Below are 18,880 nucleotides of genomic sequence, written 5' to 3'. Positions count from 1 at the left end.
CAAAACTGGACATCGTCCGTCTGCTTCGAAAAAGCATTCGTTAACGACTTCAACTCAATCGGATCTCCCAGCAGCGAGCCATTAGCGGCGGCTTCCACATAACTGATCGTCCGTGGATCTATGCCCGCTCTAGCAAAATTTTCTTCTATCAATTGCGCTTGTGCGTTGGGATTAGGCACGGAAAACCCATTGGTCCGTCCGCCATGATTGGTCGCGGCTGATTTGATGACGGCTAAGATGGAATCTCCATCTTCAATCGCTTTGGCTAAAGGCTTTAATAGTACAGCACCTACGCCTTCTGCTGGTAAATATCCGTCTCCATCTCCAAAGCTTCTGCTGTCGGCGTGGCTTCCGATCATTTGGGCCTGGCTTAAGCCTAGGTATTTCTTAGGATGGATCGAAACATTCACGCCACCCGCGATAGCAAGCGAGCTTTCTCCCTTAATCAAGCTTTCGCAGGCATGATAAATGGCAATGGCAGATGAAGAACACGCTGTATCAATCGCCATGCTTGGACCTTGCAGATTAAAGAAGTAAGAGACTCGGTTGGCAATCGAGTGATAGGAAGACAGGGAAATGATCGAGCCCTGTTCCATATCCGTATCGAATGCGTGATACGGCTGATACATCGCCCCTACATAGACGCCGACTCTATTCTCATATTGACGTTGTAATACCTCTCGCGTGTGTCCCGCCTCTTCGAGCAGATTCCACACGGTTTCCAGAAAAAGACGTTCTTGAGGGTCCATCATTTCCGCTTCACGAGGAGAAATATGGAAGAACAGCGGATCAAATTGATCGACACCGTCTATGAAGCCACCCCATTTGCTGTATGCTTTTCCTTGTCTGTTCTTATCCTCGTCAAAATACAAGCTGTGATCCCAGCGCTCTTGCGGAATTTCTGTAATGCAATCCTTGCCTTCCCGCAAATTGTTCCAGAACTCTTGTATATTGGCAGCCTGCGGATAGCGACCGGAAACACCAATAATAGCAATGTCGAGGTCAGATGTTGTTTGTTTGTTTGCTTGCTCACGTGTAACAAACCGTGAGAAACGACGGCGATGCTCGGTTATGGAGTCAGCAGCAGGCAGTACATTACCAACATGCTCTATTGCACTTGTCTCTTCGGTTTTCCCAGCCCCCATGATTTCGATGATTTTGTCTCGATGATGAGCAAAAAGATAGCCTGTCAAATCCTCTATGTTTTGGTATTCATAGAGCAACGTTTTTGACAGCGAACCGAATGCTTTTTCCAATTGATTGGTCAATTGCATTGCCATAACCGAGTCGATTCCGTATTTCTCCAACGGAGCTTCCTCATCAATTTTATAAGCAGGGAGCTTGATAACAGCGGAAATTTCCTTTTTCAGATACTCCCTTACTTTTGTCCGAAGCACATCTTGCTGTCCAATGGAAACAGGCTGTTCTTTCTCCGTTTTTGCGGAGGTGCTTGCACTCTCTGCTAGTTGGAACTTTTGTATGAATCGATCTTGGTATGCATCCATCAAGTGCTGGGAGATAGCAAAAAGCGTCGGGTACTCTACCAATACAGAGGGAGTCAGTTCAAGCTCATAGGCTTGATTCAGCTTGTTTGTAAATTCGGTCAGCTTAATCTGGTCAAAGCCGTACTCATGGAGCTCAGCGTGGATTTCCATATCCTCTCTATCAACCTTGAGCAAATCAGCGACCATTTTCAGCAAAGACGATTGAACTTCACTTTGCAAGCTGCTCGAATGAGCTGTTGAGGTCACGGAGGTTTCCGTTGCTCCCATCAGCCTTTGCTTCATTCGTGCAAGATCACCTTCCATGACCATCAACTGATCTTGTCCCGAAGCTAACCCCCGATACAAACAGTCGATACCCGAAGCCGTCTGCATAGCAACCATGCCCAGGTCGTCCCACAAGCTCTTTTCTGTCTGTTCATCTACCTGCATTCCGCCCTCTTTCCACAGAGGCCAATTGATGGAGATGGTTTGACCCTGCCGTTCGCCTAGCGCGATCTGCTCGTTGCGGTAAGCCGAGTAGTTATCCATAAAGGCGTTGGCCGTCGCATAATCTGCTTGGCCCATGTTGCCCAAGCTTCCAGCCGCTGAAGAAAAGAGCACAAAGAAATCCAGATTCAGCCCCTTAGTCGCTTCGTCCAAATAAATCAGTCCCGCAACCTTTGGCGCAAGAACTGCTTGTACCTCTTCTTTGGTTTTCTTCAGGATAAAACTGTCACGAGTCACGCCCGCCCCGTGAATGATCCCGTGAAGTTCACCAAACTCTGCTTGAATGCCTTGGATCAAATCCTCCACTGCCTGTTTCTCTGTGACATCCACTTGGCGATATTCGACTCTTGCCCCGTTGTCCGCAAGCTTGCGAAGCTTTGCTTGCTTCTCCTCAGTCAGCACAGAGCGTCCCGTCAGAATCAAGGTGATGCCACGGGCTTTCTCCGCCATTTCTTCGGCAAAAATAAGTCCCAAACCACCTGCTCCGCCCGTAATCAAATAAATCCCGTTGTCTTTCCAAGGGATGCTTGCTTCATGCTGTGCGGCCGCAACTTCACTCCATCCCGCAATAAATCTTTTCCCTACTTGATAGCGAATCTGGCAGTCGGTTGGGCAAAGGCTGTTTGCTCTCAACTTCTCCGCCAATTCCGCTGAATCTTCGATTGAATCGATTTCGATCAGTTGTCCGATTACTTTCGGGTTTTCGATCTGTGCGGTTTTCAACAGTCCAGCTATTCCAGCAAACAGTCGTTGTTCCGTTTTAAAAGGAGCAACAATCTGAACCAGCACCTTCCCCTTTGGCTTTGCTTGAAGAAGAGCTTTTATTTCTTCAAACGTCTGAAGGGCATACGCTTGGAATCGTTCCGCTATGCCTTGCTGATCAGATTGCAACACGAGGAATCGTGCACCGTTTATCTGAGATGACATGCTTTCCCAAGAAATCCTCCCTGGTTCGCAGAGCATCACCACATGCTGTTCATATTCAGGAGCTTTGGCTTCCCTAGGAATGGCTTTTTCGATCCAAACAGGCTGCAGCATTAGCGTACTAGTGATTTTGCCTGCTTCATCTGTACCTTTGTAATTTGCAACTCCGGCGGCTTTTTCACCTTCGAGCACCCTTGTTGTGAATCCCTTCATACTTACACAAACCTTGCCTTGCTCATCACACAAATCAATGTCCAGCTTCTGTACTCTTTGCGTAGCTGCACTGCCGTTACTATATCGAACCCAAGCCCATGCAGCAGCTGTAGAAGCATTGTAAATATTCAATTCTTCCAAGGCAAAAGGCAGGGATGGCTGAAGGTCGGTTGTGCCCATCATGAGACCGAGCGATGCCTGTAATGCGGCGTCCATCATACTCGGATGGAGGACAAATTTTCCTGCTGTATCGGTAGCAGAAGAAGGCAAGATCAGCTTCGCCAGCACTTGGTCTGGCCCGACAAACAGCTTCTCAATCCCTTGGTGTGATGGGCCGTATTCCAGTCCTATCCCTTGAAACGTTTCGTAGCATTGGCTAAAGCTATAACTACTCTTTGTGCACTGTGCTTGAATGGCAGAAAGGTCGAGCATCGGCACTTCCATAGCTGATCGTAGTACTGCTCTTCCCTGGCTATGTACTACTAGATTATCCTTGGCTTCCCTTGGCTGGCTGTAGATTTCAAAAGCGATTTCATCATTCTCTTCCGGGTATAGTCCCGTGTGTACGTGGATCGGTGCATCTTCGACAATAACTGGTTTCGCCCACACGATATTTTTCAATTGAATCGCCGACTGGTTATCAGATCGGACACCGGCTGCCATATCCACCGCCACTCTTGCCATCTCCAGATAAGCAACCCCAGGCAAGACCTTTTGCCCCTTCACGACATGATCTTTCAAGAAAAACTCCTGCCCTGTAAACGTCGAGCTGTGCCGTTGTTCCGAAAGTGTAGACGTATTTTGATGCAGCAAGGGATGCAGGTAAGCCAGCGCTCCTGCGGTAAAACCCACGGCTTGTGACTCCACCTTTGGCAGCCAATAGCGCTCTCTTGCAAAAGGATAAGCAGGTAAGCTGATTCGACGAGGCTTCGTATCCGCGTAGAGCTTGTTCCAGTCAAAAATCAGTCCCTGTACCCACATCTGCAAAATCTTTGCGTATTTCCCTTTGGTGATCCATGTATCGATTGCCTGTTGCAAATCTTCATCTGCGGCGAAAACATCCATTGTTTCCTTATTCCGCTTTACCTGACCCGTGAACAGGTCTTGTCTATCATCCTCATCTTCCAGAAAATGCGTTAGCTTCGCTTCAAGCTCGGAGATCGACTTGACGATCACAGCGAACCGCTCTTCCATCGCTTCACGTCCTACTTGGAGCGTGTAGGCAATCTCTGCTAGATCGTTGTCCGTCAGCTCTTGCTCCCGAATAGCAGACAACAACCGCTGTACCTGCTCTCGGAGGCGGTCTTTATTCTTCGCTGACAGCACGATGACAGCTGGATTTTTTGCTGAGAAGCTGATTTGTGGGCGGTGTTCCTCTTCGATATATTCTTCAATAACGAGATGAGCATTTGCCCCTCCCGCACCAAAGGAGGATATCCCTGCAATCCTTGGATATTCTCTCGTTACCCCGTTGATTTCAATCACCGGTCGCTTCCATTCCGCCAGCTCTTGCTGCACCACAAATGGAGTCTTGCTGAAATCAATGTTCGGGTTAAGTGTGCTGGAGTGAAGGGATGGGACCAACTTCTTGTATTTCATTTGCAGCAATATCTTGGTCAACCCTGCTATCCCTGCCGCACTCTCACCATGCCCGATATTTGACTTGGCCGAACCAATTGCGCAGAACTGATTCTCCTTTGTGTATTCCTGAAAGGTTTTCGTCAATCCGGCAATTTCAATAGGGTCCCCCAAAGAAGTCCCTGTACCGTGTGCCTCTATATAGCTAACCGTTCTCGGATGAATTCCCGCTTCTTCAAAAGCTCGACGAATCACTCTTGATTGAGAATGAGGATTGGGAACCGTATAGCCGTTCGTTTTTCCACCATGATTAATGGCGCTTCCTTTGATCACACCATAGATGTGGTCTCCATCAGCGATTGCTCTTGCCAGAGGTTTGAGCAATACCGCTCCGACTCCTTCGCCAGGTACATATCCGTCGCCGCCTTCCCCAAAGCTTTCGCATCGTCCCTTACTGGAGGCGAACTTGCCCTGCGACAAATACAAATATTTGTTTGGATGAATAGAAACATTCACACCACCTGCGATCGCAACCTCACATTCTCCGCGCTGCAAGCTGTGACACGCCAAATGAATCCCCGTCAATGAAGAAGAACACATCGTATCGACCGCCATGCTCGGACCGTGGAAATTGCAAAAATAGGAGACGCGATTAGCGATGGAAGCTGGACTCCCCGCAATCGTAAGCGCTCTGCCCAGCGCCTGTTCAGCGGACGCATAGAGCTGGTATTCCTCGTACATAACTCCCACGTAAACACCTACATTGCCTCCCAAGCCTTCGTGTTTGCCAAGAGCATCGCGCGTATACCCTGCATCCTCTATCGTTTCATAGACACACTGTAAAAATAACCGCTCCTGTGGGTCCATCAGCTCTGCTTCCCGTGGGGAAATGTGGAAGAACAGCGGATCAAATTGATCGACGCCGTCTATGAAACCGCCCCATTTGGAATACGCCTTACCGACCTTGTCCTTCCCTTCATCAAAGTACAGACTGTGATCCCAACGGTCTTTTGGGATTTCGGTAATACAATCCTTGCCGTCGCGCAGATTTTTCCAAAAGTCATGTATATTCCAAGCTTGCGGATAACGTCCAGACATACCAATAATGGCAATGTCCAGCGCTCCTTTTTCTCGTTGGGTTTCCATGCGCAGGGAGGCAAATCGCTGAGACTTGCGTTTTTTGCTCCTGCGCTCTGTCTGTGCTGTCCTTTCGTCCGCAATTGTTGCTTCTGGCTCTTGTGCGAGAGGGGCTTCCGCATTTTCCCTCATCCCCAGGATGCGCATCAGGTTTTCACGATAGTTTTCAAGGAAATACCCTGTTAATTCTTTTATCGTTTGGTATTCAAAAAATAGCGTTTTGGGTAACGAACCAAATTGCTTTTCCAACTCCTTGGTCATCTGCATAGCCACAATGGAATCGACACCGTATTTTTCCAACGAGGCGTCTGCTTCCATTTTAGTTGCTGGCAATTTGATGACGGAGGAAAGCAGCTTTTTAAAATAATGGGTTGCCTGTTCCATCAGTGAGGTGGAATCTGCGGCCTTCTCCTCTTCGAAAGAAACGGAAGCTTTTGGCGCTTCTCCTTTGGATTTAACAGATTCATTTGCGATCTTGCGCGTAGAAAAGCCCTTCATCCGCACCCGGACATTCCCGTTCTCGTCACACAAATCGATATCAAACTTCTCCACTTTATCTCCAGCTTTACTGCCCTCCCTGTAGCGAATGAGTGCCCACATGGAAGCGGAGCAAGCACCGACAATCTCCAATTCCTCTAGAGCAAAGGGAAGTATGAGCGAAAAATCACTGGTTGCCATCATCAAGCCAAGCGATGCCTGTAGAGCTGCGTCGAGCAAACTCGGATGCAGCTCAAATTGTCCTTGGGTTTTCGCCACGGAAGAAGGCAGAGACAGCTTCGCCAGCACCTGCCCCTGACCGATCAAAATTTGCTCAATCGCACGATGTGCAGGCCCATAGTCGACTCCCATCTTTTTAAAAACCTCATAGCATTGTTCAGCGCTGAGTGTGTTTAGGTTGCACTGTTCCCGCAATGCGGTGAGATCGAATGGAGGAATATCTGGAATGGGGCACAACACGGCACTGCCCTGACTGTGTACAGTCTCTACCGTTTGACTTTGATCTTCCTTGCTATCGCTGTAAATTTCAAAAACAATCTCACCATTCGCCTCAGGATAGAGCTCGATATGTGCCTGAACAGGTTCTGACCCAACAGCCAAGGGTTGCGTCCAGACCACATTTTTGAAACGAAGTCCCACCTGTTCTCGCTCCGAACTCTGACCTCCCGTCGCCAGCTGTATCGCTGCCCGTGCCATCTCCAGGTAAGCCGCACTTGGCAAGACCCGTTGACCCTTGATGACATGGTCACTCAGGAAAAACTCCTGTCCCGTAAACACGGAGCTAAACCGTTGCTCCATGAAATCGGATGTATTTTGGTGCAAGAAAGGATGAATCGAGCCCACCCCTGCGCTGCTGTTAACAGACTTGGCTTCGATCCAATAAGATTCCTTGGCAAAAGGATACGTAGGTAAACTGATACGATTTGGTTGCTCTTCCTTATAAAGCTTGTTCCAATCGATTGATAAGCCCTTCACCCACAGGTCGAGAAGCTTGCTGTATTTACCGCGTTCCATCCATCTCGCAATCGTTTCTTCTAATTCATCATCGGACGTCAAAATATCCAGCATTTCCTGATTTCGGTTTACCTGACCACGATACAAATCAGCAATATGCTCTTGCCCCTCTACATAGGCTGTTAGTTTTTGCTGCAACTCCTTCATAGAGCCAGCAAGGACAGCAAGACGCTCTTCCATAGCTACACGTCCTACCTGAAGCGTGTACGCCATGTCGGCTAAGTGCGCATCAGACAAGGAGTGTTCCTGGATAAAAGCTAGCAGCTGCTGTGCTTTCTCATACAACCTCTCCGCATTCTTTGCTGATAAAACAAAAATAGCCGGATTCTGAGGTGTGATTTTCAAACTGGATTGCTTTTGCTCTTCCGGAATATATTCTTCAATAATCACATGGGCATTGCTTCCCCCTGCACCAAACGAGGAAATCCCTGCAATTCGTGGGTATTCATTGGTTGTGCCATTAATCTCAACGATCGGTCGTTTCCACTCTGCCAACTCTTGCTGGACCACAAACGGAGTCTTGCTGAAATCAATATTGGGATTGAGCGTGCTGGAATGTAAGGATGGCACTAATTGCGCGTGCTTCAGCTGCAATAATATTTTTGTTACGCCAGCAATCCCTGCCGCACTCTCACAATGTCCAATATTCGACTTCGCCGATCCCAATGCGCAGAACTGCTTGTCCTGGGTGTCTTTTTCAAAGGCGCGAGTAAGTCCAGCAACCTCGATCGGGTCTCCTAGCTCCGTTCCTGTTCCGTGTGCTTCCAGATAACTGACCGTTCTTGCATGTACGTTGGCACGTTTCAAGGCATCTGCCACTAACTGCGCCTGCGCCTGCGGATTCGGGACGGTATAGCCATTCGTTTTCCCACCGGCATTCATCATACTTCCTTTGATGACTCCGTAAATATGGTCGCCATCGGCTATCGCCTTATCCAAAGGCTTCAAGACGATTGCCCCCACACCCTCTCCATCCACAAAGCCATCCGCTTGATCGCCGAAGGACTTGCATTGATTGGAAGGAGAGAGCATCGTCAAAGCTGACAATTTCATATAGTGGACAGGATCGACGATGAGATTGACTCCCCCTGCGATTGCACACTCGCTTGTACCGCTGTACAAGCTCTCCAAGGCTAAATGAATCGCTGTGAGAGAAGCGGAGCAAGCAGTATCCACCGCCACACTCGGACCTTGGAAGTTTAATAGATAGGAGAGACGATTCGCGATCGACCAATAAGTGGCTCCCGTCGGGTAATTGCCATTCATCACACCGACAAAAACGCCTACTTTTCTGCTTTCGCACAGAGTTGCAGGCGTATATCCAGCGTCCTCGATACTCGCATAGGCTTCCTGTAAAAATAACCGTTCTTGCGGGTCCATCTCCTCGGCTTCTTTGGGAGAGATTTGAAAAAATAAGGGATCGAATTTATCCATATCATCGATAAAACCGCCCCATTTTGTATACATCGAATCCTTTTTGCCTTTTTCTTCGTCAAAATAGCTCTTCCAATCCCAGCGATCGTTAGGGATTTCTGAAATGCAGTTTTTCCCCTCTTTTAAACGATTCCAGAATTCATCCACATTTTTCGCCTGTGGATAACGACCGGAAAGACCGATGATCGCCACATCCCGCACCACAGATGAAGGCGGAATGGATTCCTTCCTCTCTTGTTCCCGAACCGATAAAAAGCGTCTCGTTTTTCTCACAGGAAGATCGGTGTACGCCGTTGAAGCAGAGTCAGTCATGATCTCATTCTCTAGCTCGTTCGGGTATGCTTCGTCAATTGCTTCTTGTGCTTCTACTCCTATTGCCTTGAGCAACGCTTCCTTTTGCGTCTCTATGAGATACTCGACCAAGGCATCAATCGTTTGATACTCGAAAAATATCGTACTGCTCATATTCGTAAAATCTTTGCGAAGCGAATTGGTCAATTGCACAACCAGAATCGAATCAATCCCATATTGCTCTAATGGCGCAGATGATTTAATCTGATGGGTCGGAATTCTGAGCGTTTCACCAATTAACGTTTTGATATAGGCCGTACTTTTTTCGCGAAGCAATTCCTCAGTGACTCTGCCCGACTTTTTCGCTGGTGTTTTGCGTACAGGCACCTGTTTTTTGAGTGGCTTCGCCTTCAACGTTGAGGCCTGCTTTTTTGCAGGTGAATACGCAACTGTTACCGCCGATTGCCTCGGTTGACTGCTGCGACGAATAACCCCATCGCTTTCTGCCACAATAATCTGTTGGCATAAATACACATGCTCTTCTGCTGGCAAGAAAACAGATCGGTATCCTGCCTTTTTCAACACCGTTTGCCAGGCTTCAACCGTTAACAGGGGGCAACCAGGGATACGCCATTCCGGATCATCATAGCGCCACCAGCCATCCAGCAAGCCAAACGTCAAGTGAGCAAACAAGGTATTGCTCGTTAATTCATTCAGAATCAGCAAGCCATTTTTCTGTAAAGTGGTTTTGGCATGGAGCAAGGTTTGGCTAATATTTTTTGTCGCATGCAAAACGTTTGTGGCAATCACCAGATCATAGGTGTCCGCAGCGATCCCCTGATCCTCGACAGGCTTTTCCACGTTGAAAATCCGATACGTGAGAAATGGATTTTCGGCTCCGTATTCCTTTTCGGCGTGAAGTAAAAAGGCTTGCGAAAGATCGGTATAACAATATTCTTCGATATGCTTCTGAAAGGGTTTTAGCCTTGGCAGTACGATCGCACTCGTTCCACCTGTACCTGCCCCGATTTCCAAAATGCGAATCCGAGCAGAAGGATCTTGCTCCGTACGCTGCTTCAGATAGGTAACAATCGTATTGGCGAGCACTTCGTTAAAGTAGTCCGCAACCTCATTGTGTTTGTAAATCCCTTCCACCAATTCCATCGAGGAATTAGGGAACATGATCTCTGTAGCTGGGATCTTTCCTAGTAAAATCTCTGGAAGTACGCGCATGGTTGCGTCTACCAGAATCACCTGGGCTTTACTATTCGGATCGTTGAGCCATGCTGTTTTTTCTTCCTCCCATTTTTTCCATGCTGCATCGAGATCGATAGGGGTGGTTTCGTTTGCAATGAGTGACTCTCCATCGTACGCAAGATATTGGTTTTGCACGAGAACGGCTATACTTTCTTCCAGCCATTTGCCGTACCTGTCATGCAATTTGGCTTTGAGCTCTCCTATTGTCTGGCTTTTTGCTGTGAACAGCCCGATTGTCTGTAATTGACCGTAGAGCAGTTCACTGAGAAGCTTATCCATTGTATTCATTTATAAGCCTCCATTTCAGATTGTCTGCGTTGAGACGAAAACTCTAGTTTGGGCATATCATTCTTTACACGTTCGATGTGTGATACCAGTTTTTCTGGATAAATGTGAATCGATTTATCCGGATTTATCGTAAGCATGGCCTGTGATTTCGTAGTTTTCACCAACGCGACTTGATTCATCGGTCCAGCAAGCAGGTTTTCCAAGGCCGCCATCGCTTCACGAGGTTCAATGGAGCCTAGTCCTGCCTGTGCCATCCTCTCCTGATAATCTTTGGTGGCAACAATGCCTACGTTCGCCCAGTATCCCCAATTCATCACCTTCACTGCACTGAGGCTATGCAACGAAAGCTGGTGCGCGAATATATCTTTAAACGTACAACCTGACGCATAATTGCTTTGTCCAGGCGACTTGGTAAATGAATTGATCGATGAGAAGAACATGACAAAATCCAACGGCTCCCGATCAAATACTTGCGCAATCCGCACGCTAACATCTACCTTTGCCGAAAGTCCGGCACGGAAGCGCTCTTCGTCCATATTTGCGAGGCTTTTATCTAGCAAAACAATCGCGGAATGAATGACTCCGTTTACTTGTTTGTATCGCTTTTTGATCTCTTCATAGGCAAAATACAAGGACTTGCGATTCGTGGCATCCGCCGCAATATAGACAGGAGCAGGTCCGAGCTTAGCAAGTCGATCCACTTTGGCTTGGATCTCTGCATTTTTTTCTCGGCGTCCAATCCAGATGATTTGCGCTTGATACGTGCTGATCATGTATTCGCTCCAGACTTCGCCAATACCGCCAGCGCCGCCAATCACCACATAGACTCCCCCCTGCCTGTAGGAAGCCTGCTCCCATTGCGGCTGACGTAATGGAATCAATTCCTGACGATACCATTTCCCTCCGCGATAAACCGTTGCATTCCCCTCAGCATCTGGCGGAAGTGTGAAAACCTCATCCATTGGCCAAGCACGACCCGCTTCCAGATCAACAAGTCGGATACGCCAGTTCGTGTATTCTTTTGCCATCGAACCGACTAATCCGTAAAGACTGGCATGAATAGGGTTGACCACATCGTTTGGATGAATCGGTTGAGTCTGGAAGGTTACGAGACTCCATCCTAGCTCCTTGGTATCGTAGCCCAGCTTGAGCAGCGCTTTTAGCAAGCGAAACACATGAAACACACCGCGTTCCTGCTCGATGATCAGGGCCTCTTCTGCCAGGTATTCCAAATCAATCCATGGTGCAATCCAGATGATATGATCAATCGAACCCATCTGCTCCAGCTTCACCGCTATTTCATCTATACTTTCTGCGGGCGTAATCTCCATAATAGCTGCCCGAGGATAGCGTTTTTGAACAAGGCTTCGGTTCTCGTCATCTGCACAAACAATCAGAACATGATCGCTTGCAAGCGGTGTTTCCAAACCACGGCCCATCATAACCTCTTCCCATACAGGGCTAAGCAGCATAGTTCCAATCAGCGGTTCGCTTGCGGTCTCAACTGGCGCTTTTACTGCTGTAAGATCAGTTTGGATCTCTCTCTCCAGTACCCGAGATGTGAATCCCTTCATTCGTACACAAATCGTTCCAGTGTCGTCACATAGGTCGATATCGTATTTTTCTACCTTATCCCCCGCTTGGCTGCCGTCACTGTAGCGCACGTATGCCCACATCTCAGAGGTGCACGAGCGGATGATTTCGATTTCCTCCAGGGCAAAAGGCATCACTGGCTTGCGTTTTGCCATACTGTCCGACGACATCACGTGGCGGGAAGAGAGTGTCAGCTCCACAGATGCCTGCAAAGCTGAATCCATCAAGCTTGGATGCAAAACAAACTGATCCTCTGACCCAGTGACCGATAACGGTAAAACCAGCTTTGCCAAGACTTGTCCAGGCCCGACATATACCTTGTCAATTCCTTTATGTCCGAGTCCATAATCAATTTGAATCGCTCTGAAGAACTCATAGAACTCCTCGGATGAAATCACCTGCTCGCTGCACTGCTCTTGCAAAACGGGCAAATCAAGCATGTGCAGCTCCGAGCGCGGAGTAAGTACAGCATTTCCTTGACTGTGCACCACGATCTCAGTATCAATGCCCTCTGCCTCGCTATAGATTTGGTAGGATACCTCACCATCTTCTTCGAGTATGAGTCCCGTATGTACCCGAACAGGCTGATCACCTACAACGATCGGACGTGCCCATACGACATTGTGTAGTTTAATCGACGTAGCCCCGTGGACGTCCTCTCCTACAGCGTGCTCCATCGCGGTTCTTGCCATCTCAAGATAGGCAACTCCCGGCAACACCCGCTGCCCTTTGACTACGTGATCCGCCAAGAAAAACTCTTCTCCCGTGAAGGTGGAGCTAAACCGTTGCTCAGAGAAAGTAGACGTGTTCTGATGCAGCATGGGATGGATCACGGACGCTGCTGTGATGTTATTTGCCGTTCCCCTTGCTCTTGCTTTTGTTTCACTCTCCAGAACCCAATGGCGTTCCTTGGCAAAAGGATACGTGGGAAGTGGGATACGAGAATATTGATCGTTCGCAAACAGCTTGTCATAATCTATTCCATATCCCTGCACAAACAATTCCGCGATCACAGACAGCTGCTCCAAATATTCGCTTGCCTGACTCGTCACATGCAGATTCTCGATGCTTTGATTTCCGTAACGTTTCAATGCGGTTTGTTCACGATGATCTTTTTCATGTAACTCGGCAACAAAAGCCTGAGATGCTTTTCCTGTTTCCAGCCACTTTTTCAGTAGCTGGACAAGCTCGGCTGTATTTTGAACAATGCAGGAGAAGCGGTGATGGAAATGCTTTCTGCCTACTAACAGCGTATAACTGATATTTCCACAATCCGTCTCCGGTGCTTTTTCACAAAACGAAAGTAATTGGGTAACCTGCTGGCGTAGCTGCTCAAAAGTGCGCGCCGACAGCACAAGCAAATAGCCTGGCCTTTTCGCGTGAATCCGCTCTACTTGAGGTGCCTCCTCGATTACCATATGCGCATTTGTACCGCTGGCTCCAAAGGAACTGATCGCCGCGCAACGTTTGGCTTGCGGCTCCACTGACCATTCCCTCAGGCTTGTATTGACATAAAACGGGCTGCCTTCAAACTTAATGTTTGTGTTCCCTGCTTCAAAATGCAGGGATGGCGCTATTTGTTTGTGTTTTAATGACAAAAGGATTTTGATGACCCCTGCAACGCCTGCTGCGATCTGAGTATGACCAATATTCGTCTTGATCGATCCAATCGCACAAAACTCTTTTTTATCCGTATAGGCCCGAAAAGCGCGAGTGAGCGCTTGATACTCAATCGGATCTCCCAGCTTTGTCCCTGTTCCATGAGCCTCGACCATCGTAATTTGCTCAGGATTGATGTCGAATGTATCGTAGACATTGCGTTCCAAGCGCTCCTGAGATTTCGCACTCGGCGCAGTAATCCCATTCGTCGTCCCATCCTGATTGATTCCCGAGCCTCGAATGACACCGTAAATATGATCGCCGCAAGCGATCGCTTCCGAGAGACGTTTCAGTACAACGACACCAGCGCCTTCCCCTGTCGCAAAGCCATCGGCACGCTCATCAAACGTATGGCAGCGTCCTGTAGGTGACAGCATGCCTGCTCGCTTGGCAGACAAATAGAATCCCGGCGTTGATTGAATGAAGACACCGCCTGCCAATGCCATGTCGACCTCACCTGTCCGCAAGGCTTGACACGCCATATGAATCGCCACCAAGGAACTGGAGCAAGCAGTATCAATCGTGACGGCAGGTCCCTGCAAGTCCAGATGGTAAGCAACCCGAGCAGGCACTATGGACTCCATATTTCCCCAGAAGGCTTGGGCGGGAGGATTCTCTCCCACGAGACGATCGTAATCACCTTTGGCGCATCCTGCGTAGACGCCGCATTGGATTCCTTGCACGCCTTGACCCGCATAGCCAGCATCCTCCAACGCCTTCCAGGATTCCTCCAAAAAGAAGCGTTGCTGCGGGTCCATATAGTCAGCTTCCAGACCCGAGATGTTGAAAAAAAGCGGATCAAACAAGTCAATATTTTCTACAAGCCCACCGTATTGATATCCCTCTGCCTCGTCCAAGCCGTACGCTGATAAATCCCAACGAGTCACTTTCGCAACCAAATCCGAACCGTTCACCAAGTGATCCCATAAGTCTTCCGTGTTGCCAGAGGAGGCAAACGTACCGCTCATTCCAATAATCGCAATGGGTTCAGTGAGGAACGAAGCTTTTTCTGACACGCTCCCTTTATCCACTGGAAGCATTGGAGCTGCTTGAATAAATGGCTCGGCCACAATAGCAGAGACGGAATCTTCCCTCTGCTCGGATAGACTGATCTTCTGCCCTAACGCTTGAGCAATAACCTCTTTGTACTCAGACAAAATATAGCCTGTAAGTTGATTTACTGTACTGTAATCAAAAAGAATCGTCGTCTCAATTTCAATCATCAACGCTTGATTGATCTCTTGCACTAATCTAACGCCAAGAATGGAATCCAAACCATAATCTCTGAAAGGCTCGTCCACATCGATCGAATCGACATCGACTTCCAAAGCGGTAACCAGCTTTTCAATAATCATATCCTTCACATAATCCGTCACCGTCTGCTCGGTCACCACAGACTGGCTCGGAAGGTTTTGCGGTGCTGGCTGCGATGAGACATTCCCTTCTGCTTTTGCCTGCTGTACATTCTCGCGCACGATAGGCGAAACAGTCGTACCGACACGAACATCAGGGTGAAGGACGCCATCGCTTTTTCCAATGACAATCTGTTGTCCCAAATCATGCGCTTCCCGAGCTGGAAAAGAGATCGAGTGAAATCCTTCCTTTTCCAATACCATTTGCCAACCTGCCGGAGTTAAGGCAGGAGAACCAGGAATACGTACATCCGTATCTTCAGACAGCCACCAACCCTCCAAAAGACCAAAGGTCAGATGAAGGAACAAGGAATTACTGCTAATCTCATTTAAAAGAACCAAACCGTTTTCTCGTAAAACCGCTTTGGTATGGCGCAAGGTTTTGCGAATATCTTTGGTAGCATGCAGCACATTAGCCGCAATCACCAGATCGTAATATCCCTCTCGTACTCCTTGCTCAGCAAAAGGCGCTTCCACATTAAAAATTTGATAGGTCAGATACGGAACATGCGGTCCATATTCCTTTTGCGCGAACATCAAAAATGCTTTGGAGATGTCGGTGTAACAATATTCTTCAATAAACTGCTGATAAGGCTTCAGCTTATCAAAAACAAAGGTGCTCGTTCCGCCCGTCCCCGCACCAATCTCCATGATGCGGATTTTTGCAGAAGGATCTTTTTTCAACCGTTCTTCCACATAGGTTGCCACTGTCTCTGCGAGCACTTCATTGTAGTGATCTGCCACCGGGTTATTTTTATAAATATGTTGCACCAATTCCATCGAAGAGCCTGGAAACATGACATCCGTAGCAAGTTTCTTACCTGTTACGATGTGCGGCAGAGATTTCATCGTAGCTTCCAACAACCTTATCCGCATTTCCAGATTGGCATCTTCTCGCCATGCCACCTTACGTCGATCCCATTCTTCCCATACCGCTTCTACTTCGATTAAGGTCGGATCGACCACGAGGCATTGCTCTCCATCATAGCCATCGAGGTAGCCGTGACGAGTTAACATCGCCATACTTTCTTCCATCCATTTTTCATAACGCTGAAGAAAGCCTGTTTTTGCCTTGAGGTCGGCGACATTCACACTCTTGTCAGTAAACCAACCGATGGACTGCATTTGCCCCCATAACAGCTTGCAGAGAAGCTCGTCCATCTCCTTCCACAATTCGGGGTGGGTCTTGGGCAAGCGATCCTGTCTCTCTGTTTTGGGCAGCCAATAGCGTTCCCCTCTAAATGGATAGGCGGGCAAAGGCACCCGGATGTATCTGCCGTTTTTATATAAGGAACGCCAATCCAGCTTGTATCCTTTTACAAATAAATCGGCAAGCGTGGCCAGCTTTTCTTTCCTTGCGTGGTTGGATAGCGAACGGTTCTCTGCTACTTCTGCCATTAATTTTTCTCCGAGCTCTTTCAAGCTCTTTTCCAGCCGCACGGAATCTGTCTCATCATGGGCAAAATAATCAGCAGCTGTACCCGTTTCTTTTACTTCCGCGATTTTTTGCCGTAATTCATCCGCGTCCTTGGCAATAAACATGCAACGGTGCGAAAAATGACTTCTCCCGGTGAACAAGGTATAGGAAATATCTTGTTCGTGAAAACGTCCCGCTTCTTTTGCTAACCATTGGGACATTTCATCCATTTTTTGCGTGAGAGCTGACTCGCTCTTGGCTGAAAACGGGAACAAGTAATAAGCTCCTGCTTGCTGAATGCTTGTTTGCGGTTGTACCGTCGGCGCTTCTTCCAGAATCAGATGACAATTGGTTCCGTTCGAGCCCAAAGCGCTCACACCTGCTCTTCGCGGAGTCGCGTCACTCGTATTCCATTCCATGAGCTCGGTATTGATGAAAAAGGGACTTCCGGTCAATTTAATATGCTTATTGACTTCCTTGACGCTGATCGTCGGAGCGATCTTCTTATATTTCATCGCCATGACCACTTTAAACAGACTCGCCAGGCCGGATGTCATCGTGGCATGACCGATGTTGGGCTTATGTGATCCAATCGCGCAAAATTGTGTTTTATCCGTAAACGAACGGAATGCTTCAATCAATGCCTTCACTTCAATAGGGTCACCCAGCTGCGTTCCTGTCCCATGCGTTTCGATATAACTGATCGTCTCCGGATCGACCCCTGCATTTTCATAGGCATCCACAATCAATTCTTTTTGGGCAAGCATGCTTGGTGCTGTAATCCCGTTTGATTTTCCTGTCTGATTCACGCTCGAGCCCTTGATGACGGCATAAATATGGTCGCCATCTTCCATCGCTTTCGCAACTGGCTTCAGTACGACCGCTCCAACACCTTCTCCAAACACCATGCCATTTGCATGATTGTCAAAGGTGTTGCATGTTCCATCGGGTGAGACTACCCCCATTTTTGCGGACATCACAAAAAATTCAGGGGAGCTGTGAATCGCCACGCCGCCTGCAAGAGCCATTTCGGTTTCTCCCCTGCGGAGACTGTCGCAAGCTAAATGAATGGCTACCAAAGCAGAAGAACAAGCTGTATCTACAGCAAGACTGGGTCCCTTGAGATTTAAAAAATAGGAGAGTCTTGCCCCTAACATCGACATTTCATTGCCTAGCATCGTTTGTGAAGAGACACCTTCGGCCAACACGGATTTCTCCTTGTAGTCTGAATGGCGTCCCCCGACAAACACACCAACTTTTCTCCCTGATAACTGTTCAACCGAGTATCCACTATCTTCAAAAGCTTTATAGGATTCTTGCAGGAACAACCGTTGTTGAGGGTCCATACTTTTTGCTTCATCAGGGGTAATATTAAAAAAGGATGCATCAAAGTGATCAATGTTCCTGAGAAGACCGCCGTAATATTGATCCGCTTCCCAGCCACTGCGCGTTATTTCCCCGATACAACTGTCGCCAGACGCAAGATGCTCCCAAAACTCTTCCACTGTATCCGAGCCAGCAAATCTGCCTGCTATGCCGATAATCGCGATATCGGAGTGGCGAATTTCGTTTCTTGTATGATTCGAATGATTCCGTTCATTTTCTAAACCAGTAGGCAAGATTTGGCTGTTGTCTGCTGCTATCTCTGCCGCAAATTGCAGAGAGATATATTCAGCCAGCTCACCCACCGAGGTATAATCAAAAATAGCTTCTACGCCAAGATTAATCCCCAAGTCAGCATTGATTGCTTCTACTAATTCGACCGCTAATACAGAATGGATGCCAAGCTCGATGAAACTTTTATCGAAATTCAAAGTCTCCGTAGGTGTATCTAGTAGTTGAGCAATGATTGTACCCATCTTGCTTGCAATCGTTGATGAACCGTTAGCGGCTTTAGTACGCTCTGTTGTTGGAGCGATTTCCTGATATTTTTCGAAAATGTGCGTGGCTAGTTGCTTGGTATTCTCATGATCAAAAATGACCTCAATCCCCAAGTCAATGCCTAGCTTCCCATTCAACATCTCTACCATTTCGACTGACAATACCGAGCTGATACCTAATTCCACAAAGCTTTTATCAAAATCCAAGGGATTCGTCGTATCTTTTAATAAGTCGGTCATTACTTCTTTCACTACGGTTTCTACATCATAAAATGAATGAAAAAGTACCTTCAT

The 18,880-nt window shown here is 47.9% G+C and carries 2 protein-coding genes (1 of these 2 running past the window's edge); both read right to left on the bottom strand.

Features of this window, described 5'->3' with window-relative positions; genetic code table 11:
- Positions 1–10,625 carry the 5' portion of an SDR family NAD(P)-dependent oxidoreductase gene (locus tag C7R91_RS00640; protein WP_047068490.1) on the bottom strand. It extends 1,312 nt beyond the left edge of the window, so only the first 10,625 of its 11,937 coding nucleotides appear in the window; its start codon is at positions 10,623–10,625; its stop codon lies off the left edge, out of view.
- Positions 10,622–18,880: an SDR family NAD(P)-dependent oxidoreductase gene (locus C7R91_RS00635; RefSeq protein WP_052773367.1), complete on the bottom strand. Its 8,259-nt coding sequence runs from the start codon at positions 18,878–18,880 to the stop codon at positions 10,622–10,624. The genes C7R91_RS00640 and C7R91_RS00635 overlap by 4 nt, the downstream gene beginning before the upstream one ends.

Origin of the sequence: Brevibacillus formosus, assembly GCF_003013405.1 — a bacterium.
GTDB classification, from domain to species: domain Bacteria; phylum Bacillota; class Bacilli; order Brevibacillales; family Brevibacillaceae; genus Brevibacillus; species Brevibacillus formosus.
The sequence above is the reverse complement of the archived record's forward strand: the minus strand, read 5'-3'. Positions and strand labels throughout refer to the sequence as shown.

Excerpts from the sequence above, each read along its gene's own strand:
- C7R91_RS00635 (WP_052773367.1), bottom strand. The coding sequence starts at position 18,880 with ATGAAGGTACTTTTTCATTCATTTTATGATGTAGAAACCGTAGTGAAA.